This is a genomic window from Sphingomonas insulae, from assembly GCF_010450875.1.
In the GTDB taxonomy this organism is placed as follows: Bacteria; Pseudomonadota; Alphaproteobacteria; order Sphingomonadales; family Sphingomonadaceae; genus Sphingomonas; species Sphingomonas insulae.
In genome coordinates this window covers 2,522,903-2,545,221 of the sequence record NZ_CP048422.1, presented here as the reverse complement: position 1 = coordinate 2,545,221, position 22,319 = coordinate 2,522,903, and the positions used below count along the sequence as shown (strand labels likewise).

Annotated in this window: 21 protein-coding genes; 9 read left to right on the top strand and 12 right to left on the bottom strand. The window is 65.7% G+C overall.

Translation table 11 applies throughout. The features are described 5' to 3' along the window. Positions 1-16: 16 nt before the first annotated feature. Genes argC through GTH33_RS13785 form a run of 3 tightly spaced genes read right to left on the bottom strand, consistent with a single transcriptional unit; the run spans position 17 to position 1,582 of the window. Positions 17-946 carry an N-acetyl-gamma-glutamyl-phosphate reductase gene (argC, locus tag GTH33_RS13795; protein WP_163958883.1) on the bottom strand — a complete coding sequence of 310 codons (930 nt, stop codon included), beginning with the start codon at positions 944-946 and terminating at the stop codon, positions 17-19. Then, positions 943-1,209: an SH3 domain-containing protein gene (locus tag GTH33_RS13790; protein ID WP_163958882.1), complete on the bottom strand. Its 267-nt coding sequence runs from the start codon at positions 1,207-1,209 to the stop codon at positions 943-945. Before GTH33_RS13790 ends, argC begins: the two co-directional genes overlap by 4 nt. A 52-nt stretch (positions 1,210-1,261) precedes the next feature. Then, positions 1,262-1,582, bottom strand: coding sequence for a MarR family transcriptional regulator (locus tag GTH33_RS13785; protein ID WP_163958881.1), 321 nt, complete (start codon positions 1,580-1,582; stop codon positions 1,262-1,264). A gap of 233 nt (positions 1,583-1,815) precedes the next feature. Here GTH33_RS13785 and secG point away from each other — a divergent pair, with 233 nt between their 5' ends. Then, complete coding sequence (secG, locus tag GTH33_RS13780; protein WP_163958880.1) at positions 1,816-2,169, top strand: preprotein translocase subunit SecG; 354 nt, start codon at positions 1,816-1,818, stop codon at positions 2,167-2,169. 89 nt (positions 2,170-2,258) lie between these two features. Then, the gene (locus tag GTH33_RS13775; RefSeq protein ID WP_163958879.1) at positions 2,259-3,893 is read left to right on the top strand and encodes a CTP synthase; all 1,635 of its coding nucleotides are present in this window, start codon (positions 2,259-2,261) and stop codon (positions 3,891-3,893) included. Positions 3,894-3,937: 44 nt separating this feature from the next. Here GTH33_RS13775 and GTH33_RS13770 read toward each other — a convergent pair whose 3' ends face one another. Beyond that, positions 3,938-4,399 (bottom strand): Hsp20 family protein, encoded by a 462-nt coding sequence (locus GTH33_RS13770; protein ID WP_163958878.1) that lies wholly within the window; start codon positions 4,397-4,399, stop codon positions 3,938-3,940. A 253-nt stretch (positions 4,400-4,652) separates the two neighbouring features. Between GTH33_RS13770 and GTH33_RS13765 the strand changes: the two genes are divergently transcribed. From GTH33_RS13765 to GTH33_RS13745, 5 genes are all read left to right on the top strand, one after another. After that, positions 4,653-7,070, top strand: a complete 2,418-nt coding sequence (locus tag GTH33_RS13765; protein ID WP_163958877.1) for a TonB-dependent receptor — start codon at positions 4,653-4,655, stop codon at positions 7,068-7,070. A 500-nt stretch (positions 7,071-7,570) separates the two neighbouring features. Beyond that, complete coding sequence (locus GTH33_RS13760; RefSeq protein ID WP_163958876.1) at positions 7,571-8,815, top strand: lipoprotein-releasing ABC transporter permease subunit; 1,245 nt, start codon at positions 7,571-7,573, stop codon at positions 8,813-8,815. A 7-nt stretch (positions 8,816-8,822) separates the two neighbouring features. Continuing rightward, the gene (locus tag GTH33_RS13755) at positions 8,823-9,518 is read left to right on the top strand and encodes an ABC transporter ATP-binding protein (protein WP_163960071.1); all 696 of its coding nucleotides are present in this window, start codon (positions 8,823-8,825) and stop codon (positions 9,516-9,518) included. Then, complete coding sequence (locus GTH33_RS13750) at positions 9,515-10,105, top strand: GNAT family N-acetyltransferase (protein WP_163958875.1); 591 nt, start codon at positions 9,515-9,517, stop codon at positions 10,103-10,105. Before GTH33_RS13755 ends, GTH33_RS13750 begins: the two co-directional genes overlap by 4 nt. Beyond that, positions 10,102-10,581 carry a glutathione peroxidase gene (locus GTH33_RS13745; protein ID WP_276508909.1) on the top strand — a complete coding sequence of 160 codons (480 nt, stop codon included), beginning with the start codon at positions 10,102-10,104 and terminating at the stop codon, positions 10,579-10,581. The genes GTH33_RS13750 and GTH33_RS13745 overlap by 4 nt, the downstream gene beginning before the upstream one ends. Positions 10,582-10,602: 21 nt before the next feature. On the opposite strand, the gene GTH33_RS13740 is transcribed toward GTH33_RS13745, so the two are convergent. Beyond that, positions 10,603-11,184 carry an HdeD family acid-resistance protein gene (locus GTH33_RS13740; RefSeq protein ID WP_163958873.1) on the bottom strand — a complete coding sequence of 194 codons (582 nt, stop codon included), beginning with the start codon at positions 11,182-11,184 and terminating at the stop codon, positions 10,603-10,605. A gap of 100 nt (positions 11,185-11,284) precedes the next feature. Between GTH33_RS13740 and dnaE the strand changes: the two genes are divergently transcribed. Then, complete coding sequence (gene dnaE, locus GTH33_RS13735; protein WP_163958872.1) at positions 11,285-14,785, top strand: DNA polymerase III subunit alpha; 3,501 nt, start codon at positions 11,285-11,287, stop codon at positions 14,783-14,785. Between the two features lie 4 nt (positions 14,786-14,789). Next, positions 14,790-15,317, top strand: a complete 528-nt coding sequence (moaB, locus tag GTH33_RS13730) for a molybdenum cofactor biosynthesis protein B (RefSeq protein ID WP_163958871.1) — start codon at positions 14,790-14,792, stop codon at positions 15,315-15,317. Between the two features lie 23 nt (positions 15,318-15,340). Here the strand turns inward: moaB and GTH33_RS13725 are convergent, their stop codons facing one another. The 7 genes from GTH33_RS13725 to GTH33_RS13695 all read right to left on the bottom strand — a co-directional run bounded on the left by GTH33_RS13725 (position 15,341) and on the right by GTH33_RS13695 (position 22,313). Then, positions 15,341-16,093 (bottom strand): phosphoadenylyl-sulfate reductase, encoded by a 753-nt coding sequence (locus GTH33_RS13725; protein WP_163958870.1) that lies wholly within the window; start codon positions 16,091-16,093, stop codon positions 15,341-15,343. Continuing rightward, complete coding sequence (locus tag GTH33_RS13720; RefSeq protein WP_163958869.1) at positions 16,086-16,514, bottom strand: DUF934 domain-containing protein; 429 nt, start codon at positions 16,512-16,514, stop codon at positions 16,086-16,088. Before GTH33_RS13720 ends, GTH33_RS13725 begins: the two co-directional genes overlap by 8 nt. Further along, positions 16,507-18,138, bottom strand: a complete 1,632-nt coding sequence (locus GTH33_RS13715) for a nitrite/sulfite reductase (RefSeq protein ID WP_163958868.1) — start codon at positions 18,136-18,138, stop codon at positions 16,507-16,509. The genes GTH33_RS13720 and GTH33_RS13715 overlap by 8 nt, the downstream gene beginning before the upstream one ends. A gap of 120 nt (positions 18,139-18,258) precedes the next feature. After that, on the bottom strand, positions 18,259-18,555 hold the full coding sequence (locus GTH33_RS13710; RefSeq protein ID WP_163958867.1) for a DUF2849 domain-containing protein: 297 nt from the start codon (positions 18,553-18,555) through the stop codon (positions 18,259-18,261). Further along, positions 18,552-19,343 (bottom strand): uroporphyrinogen-III C-methyltransferase, encoded by a 792-nt coding sequence (cobA, locus tag GTH33_RS13705; protein WP_163958866.1) that lies wholly within the window; start codon positions 19,341-19,343, stop codon positions 18,552-18,554. Before cobA ends, GTH33_RS13710 begins: the two co-directional genes overlap by 4 nt. Before the next feature lie 120 nt (positions 19,344-19,463). Then, entirely contained in the window at positions 19,464-20,876 is a 1,413-nt protein-coding gene (gene astD, locus GTH33_RS13700; protein ID WP_163958865.1) for a succinylglutamate-semialdehyde dehydrogenase, read from the bottom strand. Positions 20,877-20,954: 78 nt separating this feature from the next. Beyond that, the gene (locus GTH33_RS13695; RefSeq protein WP_163958864.1) at positions 20,955-22,313 is read right to left on the bottom strand and encodes a protein adenylyltransferase SelO family protein; all 1,359 of its coding nucleotides are present in this window, start codon (positions 22,311-22,313) and stop codon (positions 20,955-20,957) included. Between the last annotated feature and the right edge of the window lie 6 nt (positions 22,314-22,319).

Sequence of the window (22,319 nt, the reverse complement as noted above, 5' to 3'; positions counted from 1 at the left end):
GATCCTTTACAGGTGATTAGAGGACGAGGCCGGCGAGCGGATCGAGGCCGGCCATGATGTTGAGATTCTGGACCGCGGCGCCGCCGGCACCCTTGCCGAGATTGTCGAGCGTCGCGATCAGGCGGACATGGCCGCTGCCTGCATTGCCGCAGACGCGCAGGGTCATCCGGTCGGTACCCGCATTTTCCTCGATCCGTACCGCGGCCACGTCGCCGGTCGCCACCGAGACGAGCGCGGCATCGGCATAGGCCGCGGCCAGCCTATCTTCGATCTGTGCGATCGTCGGCGCGCCGGGCAATTGTCGCAGCGGCAATGGCACCTCGCCGAGCATCCCGCGGTTCAGGCGGGCGACGGCGGGCGCAAAGATCGGGGGATACGCCAGCCCGGCGTGACGACGCATTTCCGGCAGATGCTTATGGGCAAGGCCGAGGCCATAGATACGGAATGCGGTGTCGGTTCCGCCCTCCTCGAATTCGGCGATCATCGCCTTGCCGCCGCCCGAATAGCCGGACGTCGCATTGTAGGTCAGCGGCCAGTCGGCAGGTACCAGTCCGGCGCGCACCAGCGGCGCGACGAGGGCGAGGAAGGCGGTGGGATAGCAGCCGGGGTTCGATACGAAGCGCGCGCCGGCGATACGCTGGTGCTGGCCCTCGGCAAGTTCGGGGAAGCCGTAGGTCCAGCCATCCGCGACGCGATGAGCGGACGAGGCATCGATGATCCGCGTCGTGCCGCCCTGCGCCAGCGCGACCGCTTCCCGCGCCGCATCGTCAGGCAGGCAAAGGATGGCGATGTCGGCATCGTTCAGCGCTTCTGCCCGCGCGCCGGCATCCTTACGACGATCGTCGTCGAGCGTGACGATGGTCAGATCCGCACGGCCGGCCAGCCGGTCGCGGATATCGATGCCGGTCGTGCCCACGGCACCATCGATGAAGACCGTGACGCTCACGAATCGAAATCCGATACCTTGTCGAGCGCGGTGCGGTCGACGTATCCGACGCATCCTGCCCGGATGGCGACCCCCCAGGCATGCCTGCCGGCCAGTTCGAGCACCTCGAACACCTCGCCCTTCGCCAGATCGGCCAGCGGTTCCGACAGATTGCGATCAGAAAACACTGCGATGTCGTGGAGCGTACGGGCCTTCAACGGCGCGGCATAATGCGGTGCGAACACCTGTTCCGCCAGCCTGACGTCCGCCAGATCGCCCCGCACGGCGTGCGTTCGCGGATCGAGCGTAACCGAGGGGCCGGTGAGCGCGAACGCCCTACGCGAGGGCTGGCTGGAGCGACCTTGCGTCGCCTTCACCAAGGAATTGCCCGAACTCTTCAAGAAACTCTGCCCCTTCGGAAGTGCGCGCGACGAAGATATTGCGCTTGTCGCTGTCGTCGCGTTGACGGCGCAGATAGCCGAGCGCACCCAGCCTGTTCAAGGCGCGCGTTACGACGGGCTTCGAGACGTTGAGCGCACGGGCCAATCCGCGCACGGTATGCGGACCGGGGTTGAGGTAGACGAGCAGGAGCAACGCCATCTGGCGATTGGTCAGGTCGGGTTCTCCCGACCGCACGTAATCGACCAGCGCGGTCATCCAGGTCGCAAGTGATTGCGCGGCTGTACCCACGATCAAATATCCGTTTCTGCACCGTTTTCGGGGCTTTGTTTCGCGGTCATAACGCCCCCGGATGGCGCAGGTTTCCGTCAAATGAACGGGCGGGGATAATAAGTCGGGTAAATACGGGGCCGCTTGTCGGAGCGGGGGCGGTTGATCGCGACCGGACGCTGGCCTATGTGCGCGCCTTCAGCCGAAATTCGGGACCGTAGATGTTCACCTTCCTCCTCGTCGTACATGCCATCATCGCCGCTGCGCTCGTGACGGTGATCCTGATGCAGCGGTCGGAGGGTGGTGGCCTCGGCATGGGCGGCAGCCCGTCCGGCCTGATGTCGGCGCGCGGCGCGGCAGATTTCCTCACCCGCGCCACGTCGGTGCTGGCCACGGTATTCGTCTGCATGTCGATCGCGCTCGCGTTCTTCGCGGCCAGCCGGCAGACGCAGACGATCGATACGTCGCTGGCCCGCACGCCGCCGGCGGCCCCTGCTGCGGCGCCGCTGGCACCGGCGCAGGATGCCGTGCCGAACGCGCCTGCGGACAATGGCGCGGTACCGCTCCAGCGCTAAGCCGTTTCACCGTTCATCGTATCCGGCGCGCGGGCGATCCCCGCGCGCTCTTGTCGTTCGACCCCTAAACACGCTAGGCGATTTCTCCCATGGCGCGGTACATCTTCATCACCGGCGGCGTGGTCTCGTCGCTCGGCAAGGGCCTCATGGCGGCCTCTCTCGCAGCTCTGCTCCAGGCACGCGGCTACCGCGTCCGGATCCGGAAGTTCGATCCCTATCTGAACGTCGATCCGGGCACGATGAGCCCGTATCAGCACGGCGAGGTCTACGTCACCGACGACGGGGCGGAGACCGACCTCGACCTTGGTCATTACGAACGCTTTACCGGCGTCGCCTCGCGCCAGTCGGACAACGTCACCTCGGGCCGCATCTACAAGACGATCATCGAACGCGAGCGTCGCGGCGATTACCTCGGCGCGACGGTGCAGGTGATCCCGCACGTCACCGACGCCATCAAGGCCTTCGCGCGGGCGGAAACCGACGACCTCGACTTCGTCCTGTGTGAAATCGGCGGCACTGTCGGAGACATCGAATCGCTGCCGTTCATCGAGGCGATCCGTCAGCTGAAGAACGAGGTCGGCCGCGGCAACGCGATCAGCATCCACGTCACGCTGGTGCCGTACATCGCCGCCGCGGGCGAACTGAAGACCAAGCCGACGCAGCATTCGGTGCGCGAGCTTGCCGCGCTGGGGGTGCAGCCCGACGTGCTCGTCTGCCGCTGCGAACACCCGCTGCCGCCGTCGGAACGCGCCAAGATCGCGTTGTTCTGCAACGTGCCGGAAACCGCGGTGATCCCGGCGCTCGATGCGAAGAGCATCTATGCCGTGCCGCTGCAATATCACGGCGAAGGCCTCGATTCGGAGGTGCTGCGCGCCTTTGGCATCACGCCGTCGTCCGCGCCCAATCTGTCGCGCTGGACCGACATCATGGACCGCCTCACCAATCCGGAGGGCGAGGTGACAGTCGGCGTCGTCGGCAAATATGTCGGCCTGCAGGATGCGTACAAGTCGCTGAACGAGGCACTGGTGCATGGCGGCATCGCCAACCGCGTCAAGGTCAACGTCCGCTGGATCGACGCCGAAATCTTCGAAAACGACGATTCGGAGATCGTGAGCCAGCTGGAGCCCTGCGACGCGATCCTGGTTCCCGGGGCGTTCGGTGAACGCGGTGCCGAGGGCAAGATCAAGTCCGTCCGCTTCGCGCGCGAACGCGAGATCCCGTATTTCGGGATCTGTTTCGGCATGCAGATGGCCTGCGTCGAGGGCGCCCGCGACCTGGCCGGGATCGCCGATGCCTCATCCACCGAATTCGGCCCGACCAGCGAGCCGGTCGTCGGTCTCATCACCGAATGGATGGGCCGCGACGGTCTGGAGAAGCGCGAGGAGCAGGGCGACCTTGGCGGTACCATGCGGCTCGGCGCCTATCAGGCCGCACTCGACGGCAATAGCGTCGTGGCCTCGATCTATGGCGACACGACGATCCACGAACGCCATCGCCACCGTTACGAGGTGAACACGGGCTATAAGGAAGCGCTGGAAAAGGGCGGGTTGGTGTTCAGCGGCATGTCGCCGGACGGTACGCTGCCGGAAATCGTCGAACGGCCGGATCATCCATGGTTCGTCGGCGTCCAGTTCCACCCGGAATTGAAGAGCAAGCCCTTCGACCCGCACCCCTTGTTCGCTAGCTTCATCCAGGCTGCGCTGAAGCAGAGCCGTCTGGTGTGATACGATAAGGCCCTCTCCCCACACGGGGAGAGGGCTGTAGACGATCAGGCGGCCTTGGCGTCCTCGGTATCGATGGCGGCCAGCGGCGCGCCCGTCTTGATGGCGATGCTCTTGGGCTTCATCGCCTCCGGCACCTCGCGGACGAGGTCGATCACCAGCAGGCCGTCGTTCAGCCGCGCATCCTCGACGAAGACGAAATCGGCCAGTTCGAAGCGCCGTTCGAAACTGCGGTTGGCGATGCCGACATGCAGGAAATTGGCGCTCGCTGCCTTGTCGTCCTTCTTGCCAGCGACGAGCAGTAGATTCTGCTGCGCGGTAATCTCGATCTCGTCGCGGGCGAACCCGGCGACCGCCAGGGTGATGCGGTAGCGGTCCTCTGCGAGGCGTTCGAGGTTGAAGGGCGGATAGTTCTCCGCCGTCGCGGCGCGCGCATTGGTTTCGAGCATATCGAACAGCCGGTCGAACCCGATGGTCGAGCGGCGATAGGGGGTAAGGTCGAGTCGCATGTCAAATCCTCCAGACGAAGCGAATTGAACCGACGGCATCCACAGCTGTGCGATGCCGGGGCACGGCCCATCAGTGGCACCGTGCTGCGCTGATCTGGTTTCGAGATCCGACGCTTCAAGCGTGGCCGACGAAAATTTTACGATGCTTCAATTGCCGCCGAAGCTCCGCTTTGCCGCACCCAAGCTTCTCCATCTTTGAACATCCATCAATTCGGTGGAGTTTGCGGTCAAAATAGAACCCAGGGAGCTTTCCATGTCGCTGACGCTTGCCTTTCTCCTTGCGGGACAGATCGCCACGCCACCGGCCACGCCGGTCGTCGATCCGCAGACGACCGCCGACGACACGGGACGGGAGGCGACCGGCAGGACCGGTCCGGCGTCGAGCAATGCCGGCGGCGATATTCTGGTCACGGCCCGCCGGCGCGCCGAATCGGTCCAGCGCGTGCCGATCGCGATGTCGGTCATCGGCGGAACAGCGTTGGCGGAAACGGGCACCTACAACGTCAACCGGCTGACGCAGCTGCAACCCTCGCTGCAATTCTATTCGACCAACCCGCGCAATTCCGCCGCGAACATCCGCGGGTTGGGCGCACCGTTCGGCCTGACCAACGACGGGATCGAGCAGGGCGTCGGCATCTACGTCGACCAGGTCTATTACAGCCGGATCGCGTCGGCGACGTTCGATTTCACCGATACCGAGCGGATCGAGGTGCTGCGCGGACCGCAGGGGACGCTGTATGGCAAGAACACCACCGCGGGTGCGATCAACGTCACCACACGCAAGCCGAGCTTTACGCCGGAGGCGCGGGTCGAGCTGACCGGCGGCAATCTGGATTTCTTTCAGGGCAAGGCGTCGGTGTCGGGGCCGCTGGTCGAGGACAAGGTCGCGATCCGGCTGTCGACGTCGATCACCACGCGCCGCGGCACGATCTACAACAATCGCCAGAACGAGTGGCAGAACAGCCAGGACAACCAGTCGCTGCGTGCGCAAATCTATTGGAAAGCGACGGATGCGCTGGATTGGACGCTGTACGGCGATTACAATCACCAGAACCCCAATTGCTGCGTCCAATATTATGCCCGCGTCGGGGCGACGCAGAGGCCCATCACACGGCAATATGCCGCGCTGGCGGCCGCGCAGGGCTATACGGTACCGTCGACCAATGCGTTCGATCGGGTGACCGATGTCGATACCGATCTGCGCGCCAAACAGGAACTCGGCGGGCTGTCGCTGGTCGGCAATTTGGATCTGGGCGCGGCAACACTGACGTCCGTGTCGGCGTGGCGGTTCTGGCATTGGGATCCGTCGAACGATCGCGACTTCATCGGCTTGCCGATCACGACCGTGTCCGCCAATCCGTCGCAGCAGAGCCAGGTGAGCCAGGAGTTGCGCATCGCATCCAACGGCACGCGCGCGCTCGACTATGTGTTCGGCGCCTTCTATTTCTATCAGACGATCGACACGCAGGGGTTGCAGGTACAGGGGCCGGCGGCCAGCGCCTTCCTCGGTGCGGCGGGCGTCGACGGGCTGACGTCGCGCAACTCGATCGGGTTCAAGAACACCTCGGCGGCGTTGTTCGGCAAGCTGACCTGGCACCCTACCGACCAACTGTCGATCTCGCCCGGCCTGCGGCTCAACTACGACAAGAAGAAGGGTTCGTACGTGTCGTTGGTGACCACCGCGACCGGCAGCACGACGCTGACCTCTGCCCAGCGGGGCGTACTCGCGCCGCAAAGCTACCAGCCCGATTTTGACAACTGGAACCTGTCGGGCGACCTGACCGTCGCCTATGACGTCAGCGATACCGTGCATTCCTACGCGACCTTTGCGCGCAGCTACAAATCGGGCGGCATCAATCTGTCGGGCCTGCCGCTGGATGGCGCCAACAACCCGATCCTCGCCACCGCCACCGTCAAGCCCGAGAAGGTCAATCATTTCGAACTCGGGCTGAAGACGCAGTTCGCCGATCGTCGTGCGACGGTGAATGTCGCCGCATTCTGGACCGAGATACAAGATTACCAGACGACGGTGAACAACCTGCAGGTCAACGTGTTGCGCGGGTATCTTGCCAATGCGCCCAAGGTCCGCACCCGTGGGTTCGAGCTCGACACCGCATTCCGTCCGACCGCGCGTCTCAACGTCTATGGCAATGCCGCCTTTACCGACGCCAAATATGTGCGTTTCACCAACGCGCCATGCCCGCCCGAATTGTCCGGCGGTACGGCCCTGCCGGTCGTCGATGGCCGGATCGTCGGTACGCCCGCCGCAGCCGGCACGCCGGGCAATTCGCTGCCCTATTGCGACATCTCCGGACAAATGCTGCCGGGCATCTCGAAATGGGCCTTTTCCTATGGCGCGGAATATAACCTGCCGGTGCGCCTGTTCGGCACGGACGGGCAACTGTATGCCGGCGTCGACGGCAGTTACCGGTCGAAATTCTCGTCCAATCCGTCGCGCTCGATCTACACGGACGTCGACGGCTATGCGCTGACCAACTTCCGCCTCGGCTATCGCAAGGAAGGCAGCTGGAACGTCTTCGGCTGGCTACGCAATGCGTTCGACACCGATTATTATGAGGTGCTCGCGACGCAGAGCGGCAGCACCGGGTTGGTCGTCGGCCAGCCGGGCGACCCGCGGACCTATGGGCTGACCCTGTCGAAGAGCTTCTGACGTTTGGACCGCTGCTGACGGTCGATCCGCTCGAGGGGCGGCTTGGTGCGACCGTTCCGGCCTTCAGACGGGGGGCTTTGGGACACGAGGCGATCCGTCCCGATGCGTGTTATGATACCATTCAGGATTGATCCGCAATAAAGCCGATGCCGGACAGCGGGCGCGAATTGGAAGCTCCCTCCCGCTGCCCGGTGCCTGTCCGGTAAGCGCGATGCGGTAAAACGCCAAACGCCCGGACCGTTGCCGATCCGGGCGCCTGCGTGACGAGAAACCCGTCAGCCCCCTTAGGTCGCTTCCCGGCACGCGCGTATCTCGCTGCGTTGCCGATCGGCTATTCCCCGAACCACGGCCGTTGCCTGTGTCTCAGATGAGTATTTGCTAGGCAGCCGTGCCGGCTTTGTCACCGCCTATGTGCGGTCGCATTTTCGATTGCCGCTGCCCTGTGTCGAATCCGCAACATTTGTTGCGTGTCGCTCGCGGCTCTCCTAGAGGCTCGACCCATGATCCTCTCACGCTACGAACGGATGATCGCCCGGCGCTACCTGCTTCCGGGCAAGGGAGAGGCGTTCATCTTTCTGGTCGCGTCCATCAGCCTGGTGGCGGTGATGCTCGGCGTCGCCGCACTCGTCATCGTGATGAGCGTGATGAACGGCTTCCGCGCCGAACTGTTCGACAAGATCGTCGGACTGAACGGCCATGCGGTCGTCCAGAGCGCGGGCGGGCGACTGCCCGACTGGCGTGAGATCGTGGCGGAGGCGCAGCGGACACCCGGCGTCACCTCTGCGGTGCCGATGGTCGAACAGCCGCTCGCCGCGACCTATAACGGTCGTGCCGAGGCGGTGCTGGTGCGCGGACTGGGCGATGCGGACATCCGGCGGATGATCGGCGGCAAGCTCATCATGGGGTCGCTGTCCAACGTTCGCGCCGGCAGCGGTCAGATCGCGCTGGGATCGCGGCTCGCCGAAGCGCTGGGCGCGCAGGTCGGCAGCGAAGTGTCGCTGTTCAGTCCGCAGGGGCAGACGACCCCGTTCGGCACGGTGCCGCGGATCGTCAGTTACCGCGTCGGTGCGATCTTCGAGATCGGATTGTACGATTACGACAAGGCGTATGTCCTCATGCCGCTGGAGGATGCGCAGACCCTGCTGCTGCTCGGCGACAGCGTCGGCATGATCGAATTGCAGACGGTCGATGCCGACCGGGTCGGGCCGATCCTAGCGCCGCTCGCGGACAAGCTGGGGGGCAATGCGGTGATCGCCGACTGGCGCAGCATGAACGCGCAGCTGTTCCAGGCGCTGGCGGTCGAGCGGGTCGCGATGTTCACTGTGCTGTCGATCATCATCCTGGTCGCGGTGTTCAACATCCTGTCGTCCCTCATCATGCTGGTCCGCGCCAAGACGCGCGACATCGCGATCCTGCGGACGATGGGCGCGACGCGGGGCGGGTTGATGCGCATCTTCATGGTCGTCGGCACGACGATCGGCGCGCTCGGCACGCTGGCCGGTCTAGCGCTCGGCTTCGTGTTCCTCTTCTATCGACAGGCGGTGGTAAACCTCGTCCAGCTGGTCACCGGCCAGAACCTGTGGGACCCGTCGATCCGGTACCTGACCGAATTGCCGTCGAAGACCGATCCGGTCGAGATCGTCGTCATCGCGGCGATGGCGCTGGTGTTCAGCTTCCTCGCCACGCTGTACCCGGCGTGGAAGGCGGCGAGCACCGATCCGGTACAGGTGCTACGCTATGAGTGAGGTTGCCATGCAGCGCGGCTTTGCCGAGGCGGACATCGCTGTCCTTCAAACCGGGGGGCTGACGCGCAGCTTCACCCAGGGCGGAGAGACGATCCACGTCCTGCGCGGCGTCGACCTGTCGGTCGCACCCGGAGAGATCGTAGCGCTGGTCGGCCCATCGGGATCGGGCAAATCGACGCTGCTTCAGGCGGTCGGCCTGCTCGAGGGCGGCTTTCAGGGATCGATCCGGATTGCCGGGACGGAGGCCGCGAAGCTTGATGCGCACGGCCGCACGGTCATGCGGCGCGATCATCTCGGCTTCGTGTACCAGTTCCACCACCTGTTGCCCGATTTCAATGCGACCGAGAATGTCGTGCTGCCGCAACTGGTGCATGGCGCCGAACGCAAGCCCGCGGATGATCGCGCGGCGGCGCTGCTGACCGCGCTGGGGCTGGGCCATCGCCTGACGCACCGGCCGAGCCAATTGTCGGGGGGCGAGCAGCAGCGCGTCGCGGTCGCCCGTGCGCTCGCCAATCGTCCGGCACTGGTGCTGGCCGACGAACCGACGGGCAACCTCGACGAACATACCGCCGATATCGTGCTGGCGGAATTCCTGCGGCTGGTGCGCGGTGAAGGATCGGCGGCCCTGATCGCCACGCACAACGAGCGGCTCGCGCAGAAGATGGATCGCATCGTTCGCCTGCATGAAGGCGTGCTGTCGTGAGCGGCTGGCGCGAGACGCCGACGCTTCGCGGCCGGCACGTCACGCTCCGCCCGCTGGATCGCTCCGACAAGGACGCGCTGGTCGCCGCCGCGGCGGCGGGTGACCTGTGGGACACCTTCTACGCCAACGTATCGCAGCTGAAGCAGGCGGACGAGTGGCTTGACGCGGCGTTCCGGCAGCAGGAATACGGCCGCGCCCGGCTGTTCGCGGTATGCGATCCCGCCGGGCAGGTGGTCGGCTCCACCCGGTTCATGCGTATGAACGAGGCGCACCGTCGGCTCGAACTCGGCGGCACCTTCTATGCGAAGGCGGTGCAGCGGACCGGCGTCAATACCGAGGCGAAGCTGCTGCTGCTTACCCACGCCTTCGAGACGTTGGGTTGCCAGTGCGTGCAGATCCGCACCGACTTCCTCAACAAGCGCAGCCAGACCGCGATCGAGCGGCTCGGCGCGCAGCGGGACGGCATCCTGCGTGGCCACCAGATCATGGACGGGCGGCTGCGCGATACGGTCGTCTATTCGATCCTCGATCGCGAATGGCCCGGCGTGATGCAGAACATCGACCATTTGCTGGCGCGGCACGCGTGACGGCGGCGACCGACTTCATCGTGGCGGATGCGCAGGGTGGACCGGTGCCGCTCGACCGCTATGCGGGACAGGTGCTGCTGATCGTCAACACCGCCTCCAAATGCGGGTTCACGCCGCAATATGAGGGGCTGGAGGCGCTGTACCGGCGTTTTGCGGATCGCGGCTTTGCCGTCCTTGGCTTTCCATGCAACCAGTTCGGCGCGCAGGAGCCGGGCGATGCGGCGGACATCGCCCGTTTCTGTTCGCTGACCTATGACGTCACCTTTCCGGTCTTCGCCAAGGTGGACGTGAACGGGGCGGGGGCAGATCCGCTATTCTTACGGCTCAAGGCGGAGGCACCGGGGCTGCTCGGATCGAAGGCGATCAAGTGGAACTTCACCAAGTTCCTGGTCGACCGGGCGGGGAAGGTGGTGCGACGCTATGCGCCGGCCACCAAGCCCGAACAGATCGCCGCCGACATCGCGGCGCTGCTGTAGCGCTGCGATCGGCCGGCCGTGTTATAGCGCCGGGGCGGCGAACGCGGCGGCGCCCTTCTTGTGGTTCAGCGCCGCTGCGATCGAAGCGACGCCGCCGAACACGAAGCTGATGCCGAGGATGAAGCCCGGCAGGGTCAATGCCGACGATGGCAGCGTGATGAACACGTAAAGTGCCAGCAAAAAATTGACCACGCCGAGCGCGATCATCAGGCCGCGGCCGCGCGTGAAGCGCATGCCGAGCCCGATCTCCAGCGCACCGCGCACGCCGAGCCACACAGCGACCATCAGGGTGAGCGACAGGGCACCGGACACGGGATTGAACGCCATCAGCAGGCCGACGACCAGCGACAAGAGCCCGAAGCCGATCGCATAGCCGCGCCCTTCGTGACCTTTGCCGGCGAACCCGGCCGCGATCGAGACCAGTCCGGCGGCGATGAAAAAGGCGCCGATCACCAGTGTCGCTGCATAGGTCGCAGCGAACGGATTGAGGAAGGCGAGGATGCCCAGCACCACCGACAGCACGCCATAACCGAGGATCCAGCCCCAACCCGCGCCCGCCGCCGGCGGCGGGGAGGGGGCGTTGAATGCGCGCGTGTCGGTCATGGTCGAAGGTCCTTTCCGTTGAGCGGCCGTAACGGAGTTATCCACCGACGGTTCCTCCCGCCGCCTGTTCGAATCGCGCGCGCTCGGCTAACAAGCGGGGATGGCACATTCCGGTTTCGTACCGCTCCGCATATTCTCGTCCTACACGATGCTCGACGGGGCGATCGAGCCCAAGGCGATCGCCAAGCAGGCGAAGGCGATGCACTTCCCCGCCGCCGGCCTTACCGATCGGAACGGCCTATATGCGGCCATGGCGTTTTCCGATGCCGCCAAGAAGGACGGCGTGCAGCCGGTGATCGGCACGATGCTGTGCGTGGCGCGGCCGGATATGCCGGATGGTGTCGCTGCGCCGCTCGACTGGATCGCATTGTATGCGCAGGATGCGGCAGGGTACGATAATCTCTGCGCCCTGGTCAGCCTGGCGCATCTCGACCGGCCGATCGAACTGCCTGCACATGTCGACTTCGCTGCGCTGCAGGGCCGTACCGATGGCCTGATCGCCCTCACCGCGGGTGGGGAGGGTGCCCTGGCGCGTCTGTACCACGAGGATCAGCCGGCACGCGCAACCGACTATGTCGACCGCCTTCAGGCGTTGTTCCCCGACCGCCTGTATGTCGAGATCGCCCGGCGCGGCGATGCGATCGAGGAGGCGTCGGAGCAGGCGCTGATCGACCTCGCCTACGAACGCGATCTGCCGTTGGTCGCGACCAACCCCTGCTGCTTCTCCGACAGCGCCTTCCTCGATGCGCATGACGCCATGCTGTGCATCGCCAATTCCACCTATGTGGAAAGCGAGGATCGCATCCGCAGCTGCCCCGACGCCTGGCTCAAACCCGCCGACACGATGAAACAGTTGTTTGCCGATTTGCCGGAGGCGATCGAGAACACGCTGGTGGTCGCGCAGCGCTGCGCAGTGATGGCGCCGTATCGCAAGCCGATCTTGCCGACGCTCGCCGGCGACCTGGCGGGCGAAGCGCAGATGCTGCGCGACGATGCCGCCGCGGGGCTCGAGGCCCGGCTCGATCGCATCGAGCAACTCGGCACACAGCCGGCCGACGATCCCGACTGGCGCGAGGTGTATCGCAAGCGCCTGGCTTTCGAGGTCGACGTCATCGTCCAGATGGGCTTTCCGGGCTATTTCCTGATCGTCGCGGATTTCATCAAATGGGCCAAGGACCATGACATCCCCGTCGGTCCGGGCCGTGGTTCGGGTGCGGGCTCGGTCGTCGCATGGGCGCTGACGATCACCGACCTCGATCCGATCAAGCTCGGCCTGCTGTTCGAACGCTTCCTCAACCCGGAACGCGTGTCGATGCCCGACTTCGACATCGATTTCTGCGAAACCCGGCGGGGCGAGGTGATCCGCTATGTCCAGGAAAAATACGGCCGCGATCAGGTCGCGCAGATCATCACCTTCGGTAAGCTGAAGGCGCGCGCGGTGCTGAAGGACACCGGCCGTGTCCTCCAGATGAGCTATGGTCAGGTCGATCGCCTGGCGAAGCTGGTGCCGAACCACCCCACCGACCCATGGGACCTGAAGCGCGCATTGAACGGCGTGCCGGAACTCGCCAAGGAATATTCGAACGACAATCAGGTTCGCCGCCTGCTTGATCTCGCGACGAAGCTGGAGGGGTTGCCGCGGCATTCTTCGACGCACGCCGCCGGGGTGGTGATCGGCGATCGCCCGCTGGCGCAGCTGGTACCGCTCTACCGCGATCCGCGGTCGGATATGCCGGTAACGCAGTTCGACATGAAATATGTCGAGGGTGCGGGACTGGTGAAGTTCGACTTCCTTGGCCTCAAGACGCTGTCGGTCCTCAAGAAGGCGGTCCAGCTGCTGGCGAAGCGAGGCATCACGATCGATCTCGACGCGCTGCTCTGGGACGATGAAGCGGTCTACAAGCTATTGCAGAAGGGGGACACGGTCGGCGTCTTCCAGCTGGAATCGGAAGGCATGCGTCGCACGCTCAGCGCCGTCCGCCCGACCAATTTCGGCGACATCATCGCGCTCGTCTCGCTCTATCGGCCAGGCCCGATGGACAATATCCCGAGCTTCGGCCGCCGCAAGCAAGGCAGCGAACCGATCGTCTATCCGCACCCCGCGCTCGAACCGATCCTGGCCGAGACCTATGGCATCTTCGTCTACCAGGAACAGGTGATGCAGGCCGCGCAGATCCTGGCCGGATTCTCGCTCGGCGGTGCCGATCTGCTCCGCCGCGCGATGGGCAAGAAGATCAAGGCGGAGATGGATGCACAGCGTGCGATCTTCGTCGAAGGCTGCGCCAAGGTGAACCAGATTCCGAAGGCGAAAGCCAACGAGCTGTTTGACTTGATCGACAAGTTCGCCGGTTATGGCTTCAACAAGAGCCACGCCGCCGCCTATGCGCTGCTCGCCTACCAGACCGCGTGGCTGAAGGCGCATCATCCGGAGGAATTCTATGCCGCGTCGATGTGCTACGACATGGCGCAGACCGACAAGCTCTGCATCTTCGTGGATGACATGCGGCGGCTGGGCGTAACCATCTGCGGTCCCGATATCAACAAGAGCGATGCGGAGTTCGACGTCGAGGAAACGCCGGACGGCCTTGCCGTGCGCTATGCGCTGGCGGCGCTGAGGTCGGTCGGCGAGGGCGCGATGGAGCGGCTGATCGTCGAGCGCAGCACCAACGGCCCGTTCAAGACTATCGACGATCTCGCCACCCGCGTCGATCCTCGACTGATCAACAAGCGGCAGCTCGAAACGCTCGCTGCCAGCGGTACGTTCGACAGCTTCGACACCAATCGCGCCGGCATCCATGCCGTCGCCGAAACGATCCTGGCGGTTGCCGCGCGGACGCACGAGGGCAAGACGAGCGGCCAGCACGGCCTGTTCGGTGCGGAAGACGTCGCCGGTGATGCGATCAAGCTGCCCACCAGCGTCCGTTGGTCGATGGCCGACGCGATGGAGCAGGAAAAGGAGGCGTTCGGTTTCTATTTCTCCGCCCACCCCGTCGACCGCCACGCGCACCTCGCCAAAATGCACGGCGCCCGCCAATATGTCGCGCTGACCGAGCTGAAGATTCCGGAGGACGGCACGCGGGCCGGCGCGACGATGGCGGTGCTGGTCGAGGATGCGCGGTGGCGCACCTCTGCACGCGGAAAGCGCTACATGATGGCGACCGTGTCCGATGCCAGCGGCCAATTCATCGCGACCTGCTTCGACGATTCGGTCGCTGCCGAGCTGGAAGAGGCGGCGCGCTGCGGTGGCTGTGGCCTCATCACGGTCGAACTGGATCGCCGGCCCGGCGAAGAGACGCCGCGCGTCTCGATCAAGCGCATCCAGCCGTTCGAGACGCTGGCCTCGATCGCGCGCTTCACCATAGAGGCCAGGGTGGCCGATGCCGCCGCGTTGACGGCGCTGTCTGCATTGCTGGCCCAGCATCGCGGGGCGCGCGGCGAGGTGAGGGCGCGCATACCGGTTGGCGACGATGGCGAAGCAGTCGTCCTGCTGGGGCGCGACTTCCTGCTAGACATGGAATTGGTCGAGACGATCCAGGCCATCGCCGGCATCAGCGACGTTGCGCTCGATCGCGTCGCGTCACAATTGCGTTCGGTGGGCTGAGGCGATGCCGATCGATAGCAGCCTGCCGTTCCGCGCGGTCAACATCGCGGTCCTGACCGTCAGCGACACCCGTGGCCTGGCCGAGGATCGTTCCGGCGATACCCTCGTTGCGCGGCTGACGGAGGCGGGACATGTCCTGGCGGATCGCGTCATCCTGCGCGACGACACCGATGCGATCGTCGCGCAGCTGCACCGCTGGATCGACGACGACAGCGTGGATTGCGTCATCACGACCGGCGGCACCGGCGTCACCGGCCGCGACGTGACGCCCGAGGCCGTCGAGCGCGTGGCGAGCAAGATGATCCCCGGTTTCGGCGAACTGTTCCGCTACCTCAGCTTCGCGACGATCGGCACATCCACCGTGCAGTCCCGCGCCTGCGCCTGCGTCGCCCGGGGCACCTATATCTTCGCGCTGCCCGGCTCGACCGGGGCGGTGAAGGACGGGTGGGACGGCATCCTGCGCGATCAGCTCGACAGCCGGCACCGCCCCTGCAACTTCGTCGAACTGATGCCCAGATTGATCGAACGCTGAGACCGCGATCGTCTTGAAGGGGCCTAGAATGCCGGGTCGTCGCCCGGCAGCGCGGACACGTGGATGCCGCATTCCACCTTGTCCCAGCCGCGCCAGCGACCCGCACGCGGATCCTCGCCGGGCTTGACCTTGCTGGTGCAGGGCGCGCAGCCGATCGACAGATAGCCCTGTGCCTCCAACGGATGTCTGGGCAGGTCGTGCTCTTCGAAATAGCCGTCGAGTTGCGTCTTGTCCCAGTCCGCGAGTGGGTTGATCTTCAACCGGCCCTCGTCCTCCTCGAACCGCGGCAGCGCGGTGCGGGTGCCGGCCTGGAACCCCTTTCGCCCGGAAATCCAGGCATCGAACGGCGCCAGCGCGCGGCGCAGCGGTTCGACCTTGCGAATCTCGCAGCAGCCGTCGGGATCGTAGGACCAGCGCATCCCGGTCGCATCCTTCACGGCGAGCAGGCGCGGATCGGGGCGGAACACGCGCAGATCGGTAAGCCCCAGCCGCTCGGACAGTTCGTCGCGATAGGCAAGGGTTTCGCCGAACATCTTCTGCGTGTTCGTGAAAATGACGGGAACGTCCTTGTCGATCTGCGCCACCATGTGCAGCAGCACCGCCGACTCCGCGCCGTAGGAAGACACCGACGCGATGCGCCCGGCAAGCTCGCCGGTCAGCAGCGCGCGTAGCATGTCGGCCGCCGCCACGCCCGCAAAGCGGATCTGCATCGCGGCGGCATCCGCGGTGGTGAACGGCGGAACGACATCGATCATGTCCAGCGCGCGGCTAGCCATGCCGCAATTTCCAGACCGGCGGGGTCGCGTCGGCAGCGGCCTGATAGCGATAGTCGTACCGGTCGAGACTGCGGCGCAGCGCAACGGCATCGATCGGTGCCTCGGGCGCGAAGCTGTCGAAGCCGCAGCGGCGCATCAGCGGCAGCTGGTCGACCAGCACATCGCCGGCCGCCCGCAACTCGCCCGCATATCCGGCCTCGCGCAGCACCCGTGCGGCGCTATAGCCGCGACCGTCGCGAAACGTCGGGAAGCTGACCTCGACCAGCGCCAGCTGGCCCAGTTGCGGCAGCAGCGCACGCGCATCCTCGCCCGCCTCCAGTCGGACGGCGGTGGCATTGCTTTGGCCGAGGAAGGCATCGAGCGTCACCGCCGGTTCGTCATGCGGCTCATCGTCGCGAAAGCGGAGCAGCGCGTCATCCATAGATCGCCTCCTTGAAGGGTTCGAAGCCGACGCGGCGATAGGTGTCGAGGAAGCGTTCGCCGTCGTTGCGAACCGCGATATAGGTGTCGGTTACGCGCTCGATCGCATCGACGACCCCGTCTTCGGAGAATCCGGGACCGGTAATCTTGGCGAGGCTGACGTCCTCCGCACCCGATCCACCAAGGGAAAGCTGGAAATTCTCCACGCCTTTCTTGTCGACGCCCAGAATGCCGATATGCCCGGCGTGGTGATGGCCACAGGCGTTGATGCAGCCCGAGATCTTGAGCTTCAGTTCGCCAAGGTCACGCTGGCGGTCGCGGTCGGCGAAGCGCGCCGCGATCTTCTGCGCCAGGGGGATCGAGCGGGCGTTGGCGAGACTGCAATAATCGAGGCCCGGACAGGCGATGATGTCGGTGATGAGGTCGAGGTTGGGTTCGGCCAGACCTGCATCGGCCAGCGCGGTCCACACCGTGCGCAGATCGCGGATCGCGACATGCGGCAGCACGATGTTCTGGGCGTGGGTTACGCGCAACTCGTCGAACGAATAGCGCTCGCCCAGGTCGGCGAGCAGGTCGATCTGCGCCGCCGTCGCATCGCCGGGGATGCCGCCGGCAGGCTTCAGGCTGACGTTGACGATCGCATAGCCCGCCTGCTTGTGCGCGACGACATTCTGGTCGAGCCACACCGCAAAATCGGGATCGCTGCGATCGATCTCGACCGGCGCGTCCGTATCGAAGGCAGGGGGGGCGAACATCGCGGTGATGCGCGCAAGCTCAGCGCGGGGCGGATCGAGACCAAGCAACTTGACCGCGGCGAATTCCTCCTCGACCTGGCTGCGATAGGCATCCGGACCGATCTCGTGCAGCAGGATCTTGATCCGCGCCTTGTAGATGTTGTCGCGGCGGCCATAGCGATTGTAGACGCGCAGGCACGCCTCGAGATAGCTCATCAGGTCGTCGGCCGTAACGAAGTCGCGGATCAGGTGGCTGATCATCGGCGTCCGGCCCATGCCGCCGCCGACGTAGATCGCAGCGCCCAGTTCACCGTCCCGCATTACCAGCTGGATACCGATGTCGTGCAGGCGCATCGCTGCGCGATCCTCCTCCGCGGCGATCACGGCGATCTTGAACTTGCGCGGCAGATAGCTGAATTCGGGGTGGAACGTGCTCCACTGGCGGAGCAGCTCGGCCCAGGGACGTGGGTCGGCGACCTCGTCCGCGGCGGCGCCGGCATATTGATCGGCGCTGATGTTGCGGATGCAATTGCCACTCGTCTGGATGGCGTGCATCTCGACCGTCGCCAGCCTGGCGAGAATGTCGGGCGTGTCGGCGAGCTTGATCCAGTTGAACTGCAGGTTCTGGCGCGTGGTGAAATGGCCGTAGCCACGGTCATAGTCGCGCGCGATGGTGCCGAGCATCCGCATCTGGCGGCTGTCGAGCGTGCCATAGGGGATCGCGACACGCAGCATATAGGCGTGCAGCTGCAGGTAGAGGCCGTTCATCAGCCGAAGCGGCTTGAACTGATCCTCGGTCAGCTGGCCGGACAGGCGACGTTCCACCTGGTCGCGGAATTCATCGACGCGGGCATCGACGATGGCCTGGTCGTACTGGTCGTATCTATACATGATTGGCCTCGAATGTGGTCACGCGGTGGCGCGAGGCGATGTCCGGTGCACCCGACCCCGCCGTCATCCGGCCGCGCGCCGGTGCGGAGGACAGACGAGCACCATGGCTAATCGTAGGCATCAGATCACCCAGCTGCCCGCCGACGGGTCGGCCGGCTTGAGCGTCAGGTCGGGCCGCACGGTTGGCCCCAGGGCGCGGATGCGATCCTTGATATGCGCCGGGCGCGGCCCTTCGTGCGTGGCGATCGCGTCGATCAGATAGGGGACGTTGACCCGGCGGGCGCCCTCCTCGGTGCGCAGGATGCCTTCGCCCTCGGCGCCGACATCCGCCGCATCCTCGACATGGCGGGACCAGCCCGTGCCGGTCCACCAGACGACATCGCCGGTCGGCAGATCATTGCCTGTCAGCAACCTCATGCCGCAGTCTCCTCGGCGATGCGCGCCCAACGGGCGAGCTTGTCCTCTGCATCGGACAGTTCGACCACTTCGCCCACGACGATGATCGCCGGGCTCTGTACCGCCTCGCGCGTCACCATCGGGCCGAGATCGGCCAGGAGGGTGCGGATCGCACGGCTGCCGGCCAGCGTGCCGCGTTCAAGCACGGCGACTGGCATGTCGGGTGCGACGCCGTCCGCCATCAGCTTGTCCGCAATATCCGCCGCGGTAGCGACGCCCATGTAGATGACGAGCGTGCGGCCCTGACCGGCAAGGCCCGACCAATCCTGTTCGCTCAGCCCCTTGCACTGGCCCGCGACGAAGCTGACGGCGCTGGAATGGTCGCGATGCGTCAGCGGCAGCATCGCTTCGGCGGCGCAGCCGAGTGCCGCGGACACGCCGGGGATCACCTCGACCGGCAGGCCGGCGGCGCGTACCGCCTCCACCTCTTCGCCGCCGCGGCCGAAGATGAAGGGGTCACCTCCCTTCAGCCGCACCACGATCGCGCCGGTCTTCACATGCGCGACGATGAGGGCGTTGATCGCCTCTTGCGGCAGGGTGTGGCGGGCGCGCTGTTTGGCGACGGAGATGCGCTGCGCGGTCGCGGGTGCGATGTCGAGCACGCGCGGGTCGATCAGTCCGTCGTGAACGACGACGTCGGCGCTTTCCAGCGCAGCGACGGCGCGGACGGTGAGCAGGCCCGGATCGCCGGGACCTGCACCGACCAGGATGACGCGCCCACGGGCGCCGGGATCGAGAAGCGTAGCCATGATCGCCGAGATGGGCCGTGCCGACCGGCGGGACAAGCCAGCGTTGCTTTTGCGGGCGTTAGGGGAGCTTGTGCGGTCCGGCCACGGCTGCCGCCCCGGCCTGGAACCCCATGATCGGCGTCATGCGTCGCGCATGCCGATGCCGATATTGGCGCGCGCCGATTCGGCTTCGTTGCTGACCACCGGATAGGCGCAATAATCGGCGGCATAATAGGCGCTGGGCCGGTGATTGCCGCTCCAGCCGATCCCGCCGAACGGCGCGGAGGACGAGGCGCCGTTGGTCGGACGGTTCCAGTTGACGATACCGGCGCGGATGCCCGCCCAGAACCGGTCGTACAGCGCCGGCGTCTGGCTGACGAGTGCCGCCGACAGACCGTAGCGGGTGTCGTTGGCGGTGGCGATCGCGGCGTCGAAATCCTGTTCGCGATAGATTTGCAGGATCGGGCCGAACAGCTCGATATCGGGGCGCTCGGTCGCCGCGGTCATGTCGATCATGGCGGGCATCAGGAACGGCAGGTCGTCCCGCACGCGTTCGAGATGGCGGATCGGGCGACCGCCGCGCATCAACAGCGCAAGGAAGCTTTCGGTCAGCTGATCGGCGACCTGATTGTCGATCACCGGACCCATGAAGGGCTGCGGATCGTCATGGGGGGCGCCGACGATGAGCCGGCCGATCATGGTGTTGATCGTTTCGACCAGCGGATCGTAGAGGCGATCCTGCACGATCAGGCGGCGTGCGGCGGTGCACCGCTGGCCGGCGGTGGTGAAGGCCGACTGGATCACCAGCACCGCGGCCGAATGCAGGTCGGGCGTGTCCCAGACGATGATCGGGTTGTTGCCACCCATTTCCAGCGCCAGGATCTTTTCGGGCTTGGCGGCGAAGGCACGATTGAGCGCCAGGCCGGTACGTGCCGATCCGGTGAACAGCAGGCCATCGATGTCCGGATGCTCGGCCAGCGCCTTGCCCTCCGCCGGGCCGCCGATCAGGATGCGGATGCAGTCCTCCGGCACGCCCGCTGCCCGGTAGCAATCCACCAGGAAGGCGCCGGTCGCCGGCGTCTTTTCGGATGGCTTGAAGACGACCGCGTTGCCGGCAAGCAGCGCCGGGACGATGTGGCCGTTGGGTAGGTGCGCGGGAAAATTGTACGGCCCCAGCACTGCCAGCACGCCATGCGGCTTGTGACGGAGCGCCATGCGACTGCCCATAGGCGCATCGAGGCGGCGCTGCGCGGTACGTTCGGCATAAGCGGTGACCGAAATGTCGACCTTGGCGATCACCGTATCGACCTCGGTGCGCGCTTCCCACAGTGGCTTGCCCGTCTCACGCGCCAGCAGGTCGGCGAATGGTTCGTGCCGCTGGCGGACGACGTTGCCGAACCGCCGCATCGTCTCGATCCGTACGGTGAGCGGCAGCGCCGCCCATGCCGCCCAGCCGTTGCGGGCGGCGGCGACCTCGACATTCGCATCGCCGGCCTCGGCGCGCCACAATTCGGCACCCGTGGCGGGTTCGTAGGAGATGATCGCTTCAGCCATGCTTGCCCTTTGACCTCTGCGCGGGAGGGTTAGGGGAATGGTGGCATGGCGGCAAGATGGTGGCGGGGGTGTCCGGCGTCAGCCGAGCGCCGCGCCCATCGTCCGGATTGCGGCGACCTTGGCGTGGAGCGCGGACCAATCGTCATGCGCGGCGATCGGGTCCCAGATCGCCTCCACCTCGTCGATCAACATGCTGCATGGCTCGCCCTGCCAATAGGCATGGCTTCGCGCCTTTCTCGGCCCATAGGGTGCCAGTGCGGCGCGTACGGCGTCCCATTCCGGGCCATAGCCGGCGGGCAAGGCGCCGCCGAATGCGTCGAAGAAGAACCGGTCCATCGGCGTAGCCGTGGTGCGCAGCGCCCGCTCCATCACCTGGACGAGGGCGCGATCCTCGTCGGGCGAGCGCGGCAGGACTCCCATCCGCCAGAGCAATGCGGCCGTGATCTGCGGCTGGTAGCGCGGGCCGAACTGCTCGATCAGCGCGACCAGCGGGTCGCTGTCGGCGATCAGCCGCAGGCTGGCGGCGAGTTGCATCACGTCCCAATGGATCGCCTCCGGCTGGCGACCGAAGGCATAGAGGCCGGCGTGATCGAAATAGGCCGCGGTAAATGCCGGATCCCATGTCGGGGCGAACCGCCAGGGGCCATAGTCGAAGCTTTCGCCGGTGACGTTGATGTTGTCGCTGTTCAGCACGCCATGCACGAAGCCTGCCGCCATGTAGCGCGCGGCGAGCGTCGCGGTCCGGGTGACGACAAGGTCGAGCAGGCGGACGGGGTCGTCGGAATCCTCGCCGTACAGGTGGCGAAGGGCATATCGCACGACGGTACGCATGCCATCCTCGTCCTGCAGATAGGCGAGCCGTTGAAACGTGCCGATGCGGATATGGCCGTGGCTGAGCCGCACCATCACCGCCGAGCGGGTCGGCGACGGTTCGTCTCCGCGCGCGAGTTCCTCGCCAGTTTCGATCAGCGACAGCGTCCGGCTGGTGGGGACGTTCAGCGCCTCCAGCATCTCGGTCGCGAGGATTTCGCGCACGCCGCCCTTCAGCGTCAGGCGGCCATCGCCGAAGCGGCTATAGGGGGTCTGGCCCGACCCCTTGGTGCCGAGGTCCATCAATCGCCCGCGATCGTCGCGCATCTGGGCGAAGGTAAAGCCGCGCCCGTCGCCGATGTCCGGATTATACTGGCGGAACTGATGCCCGTGATAGCGGAGCGCGAGCGGCTGGGGCAGGGTGCCGGGCAGGGGTGTGAAACGGCCGAATGCCTGCGTCCATTCGGCGTCGGTCAGCGTGCCGAGGCCGATCTGCGTCGCCGCCTTGTCGTTGCGGAAGCGCAGCATGGTCTGCGGAAAGTCCGCCGCCTCCACGGGATCCCAAAGGGTGGGACCGAGATCGAGCAGGGCGGTTTCGGGGCGGTATGCTTGCGGGTCGATGGGCATGTGTGG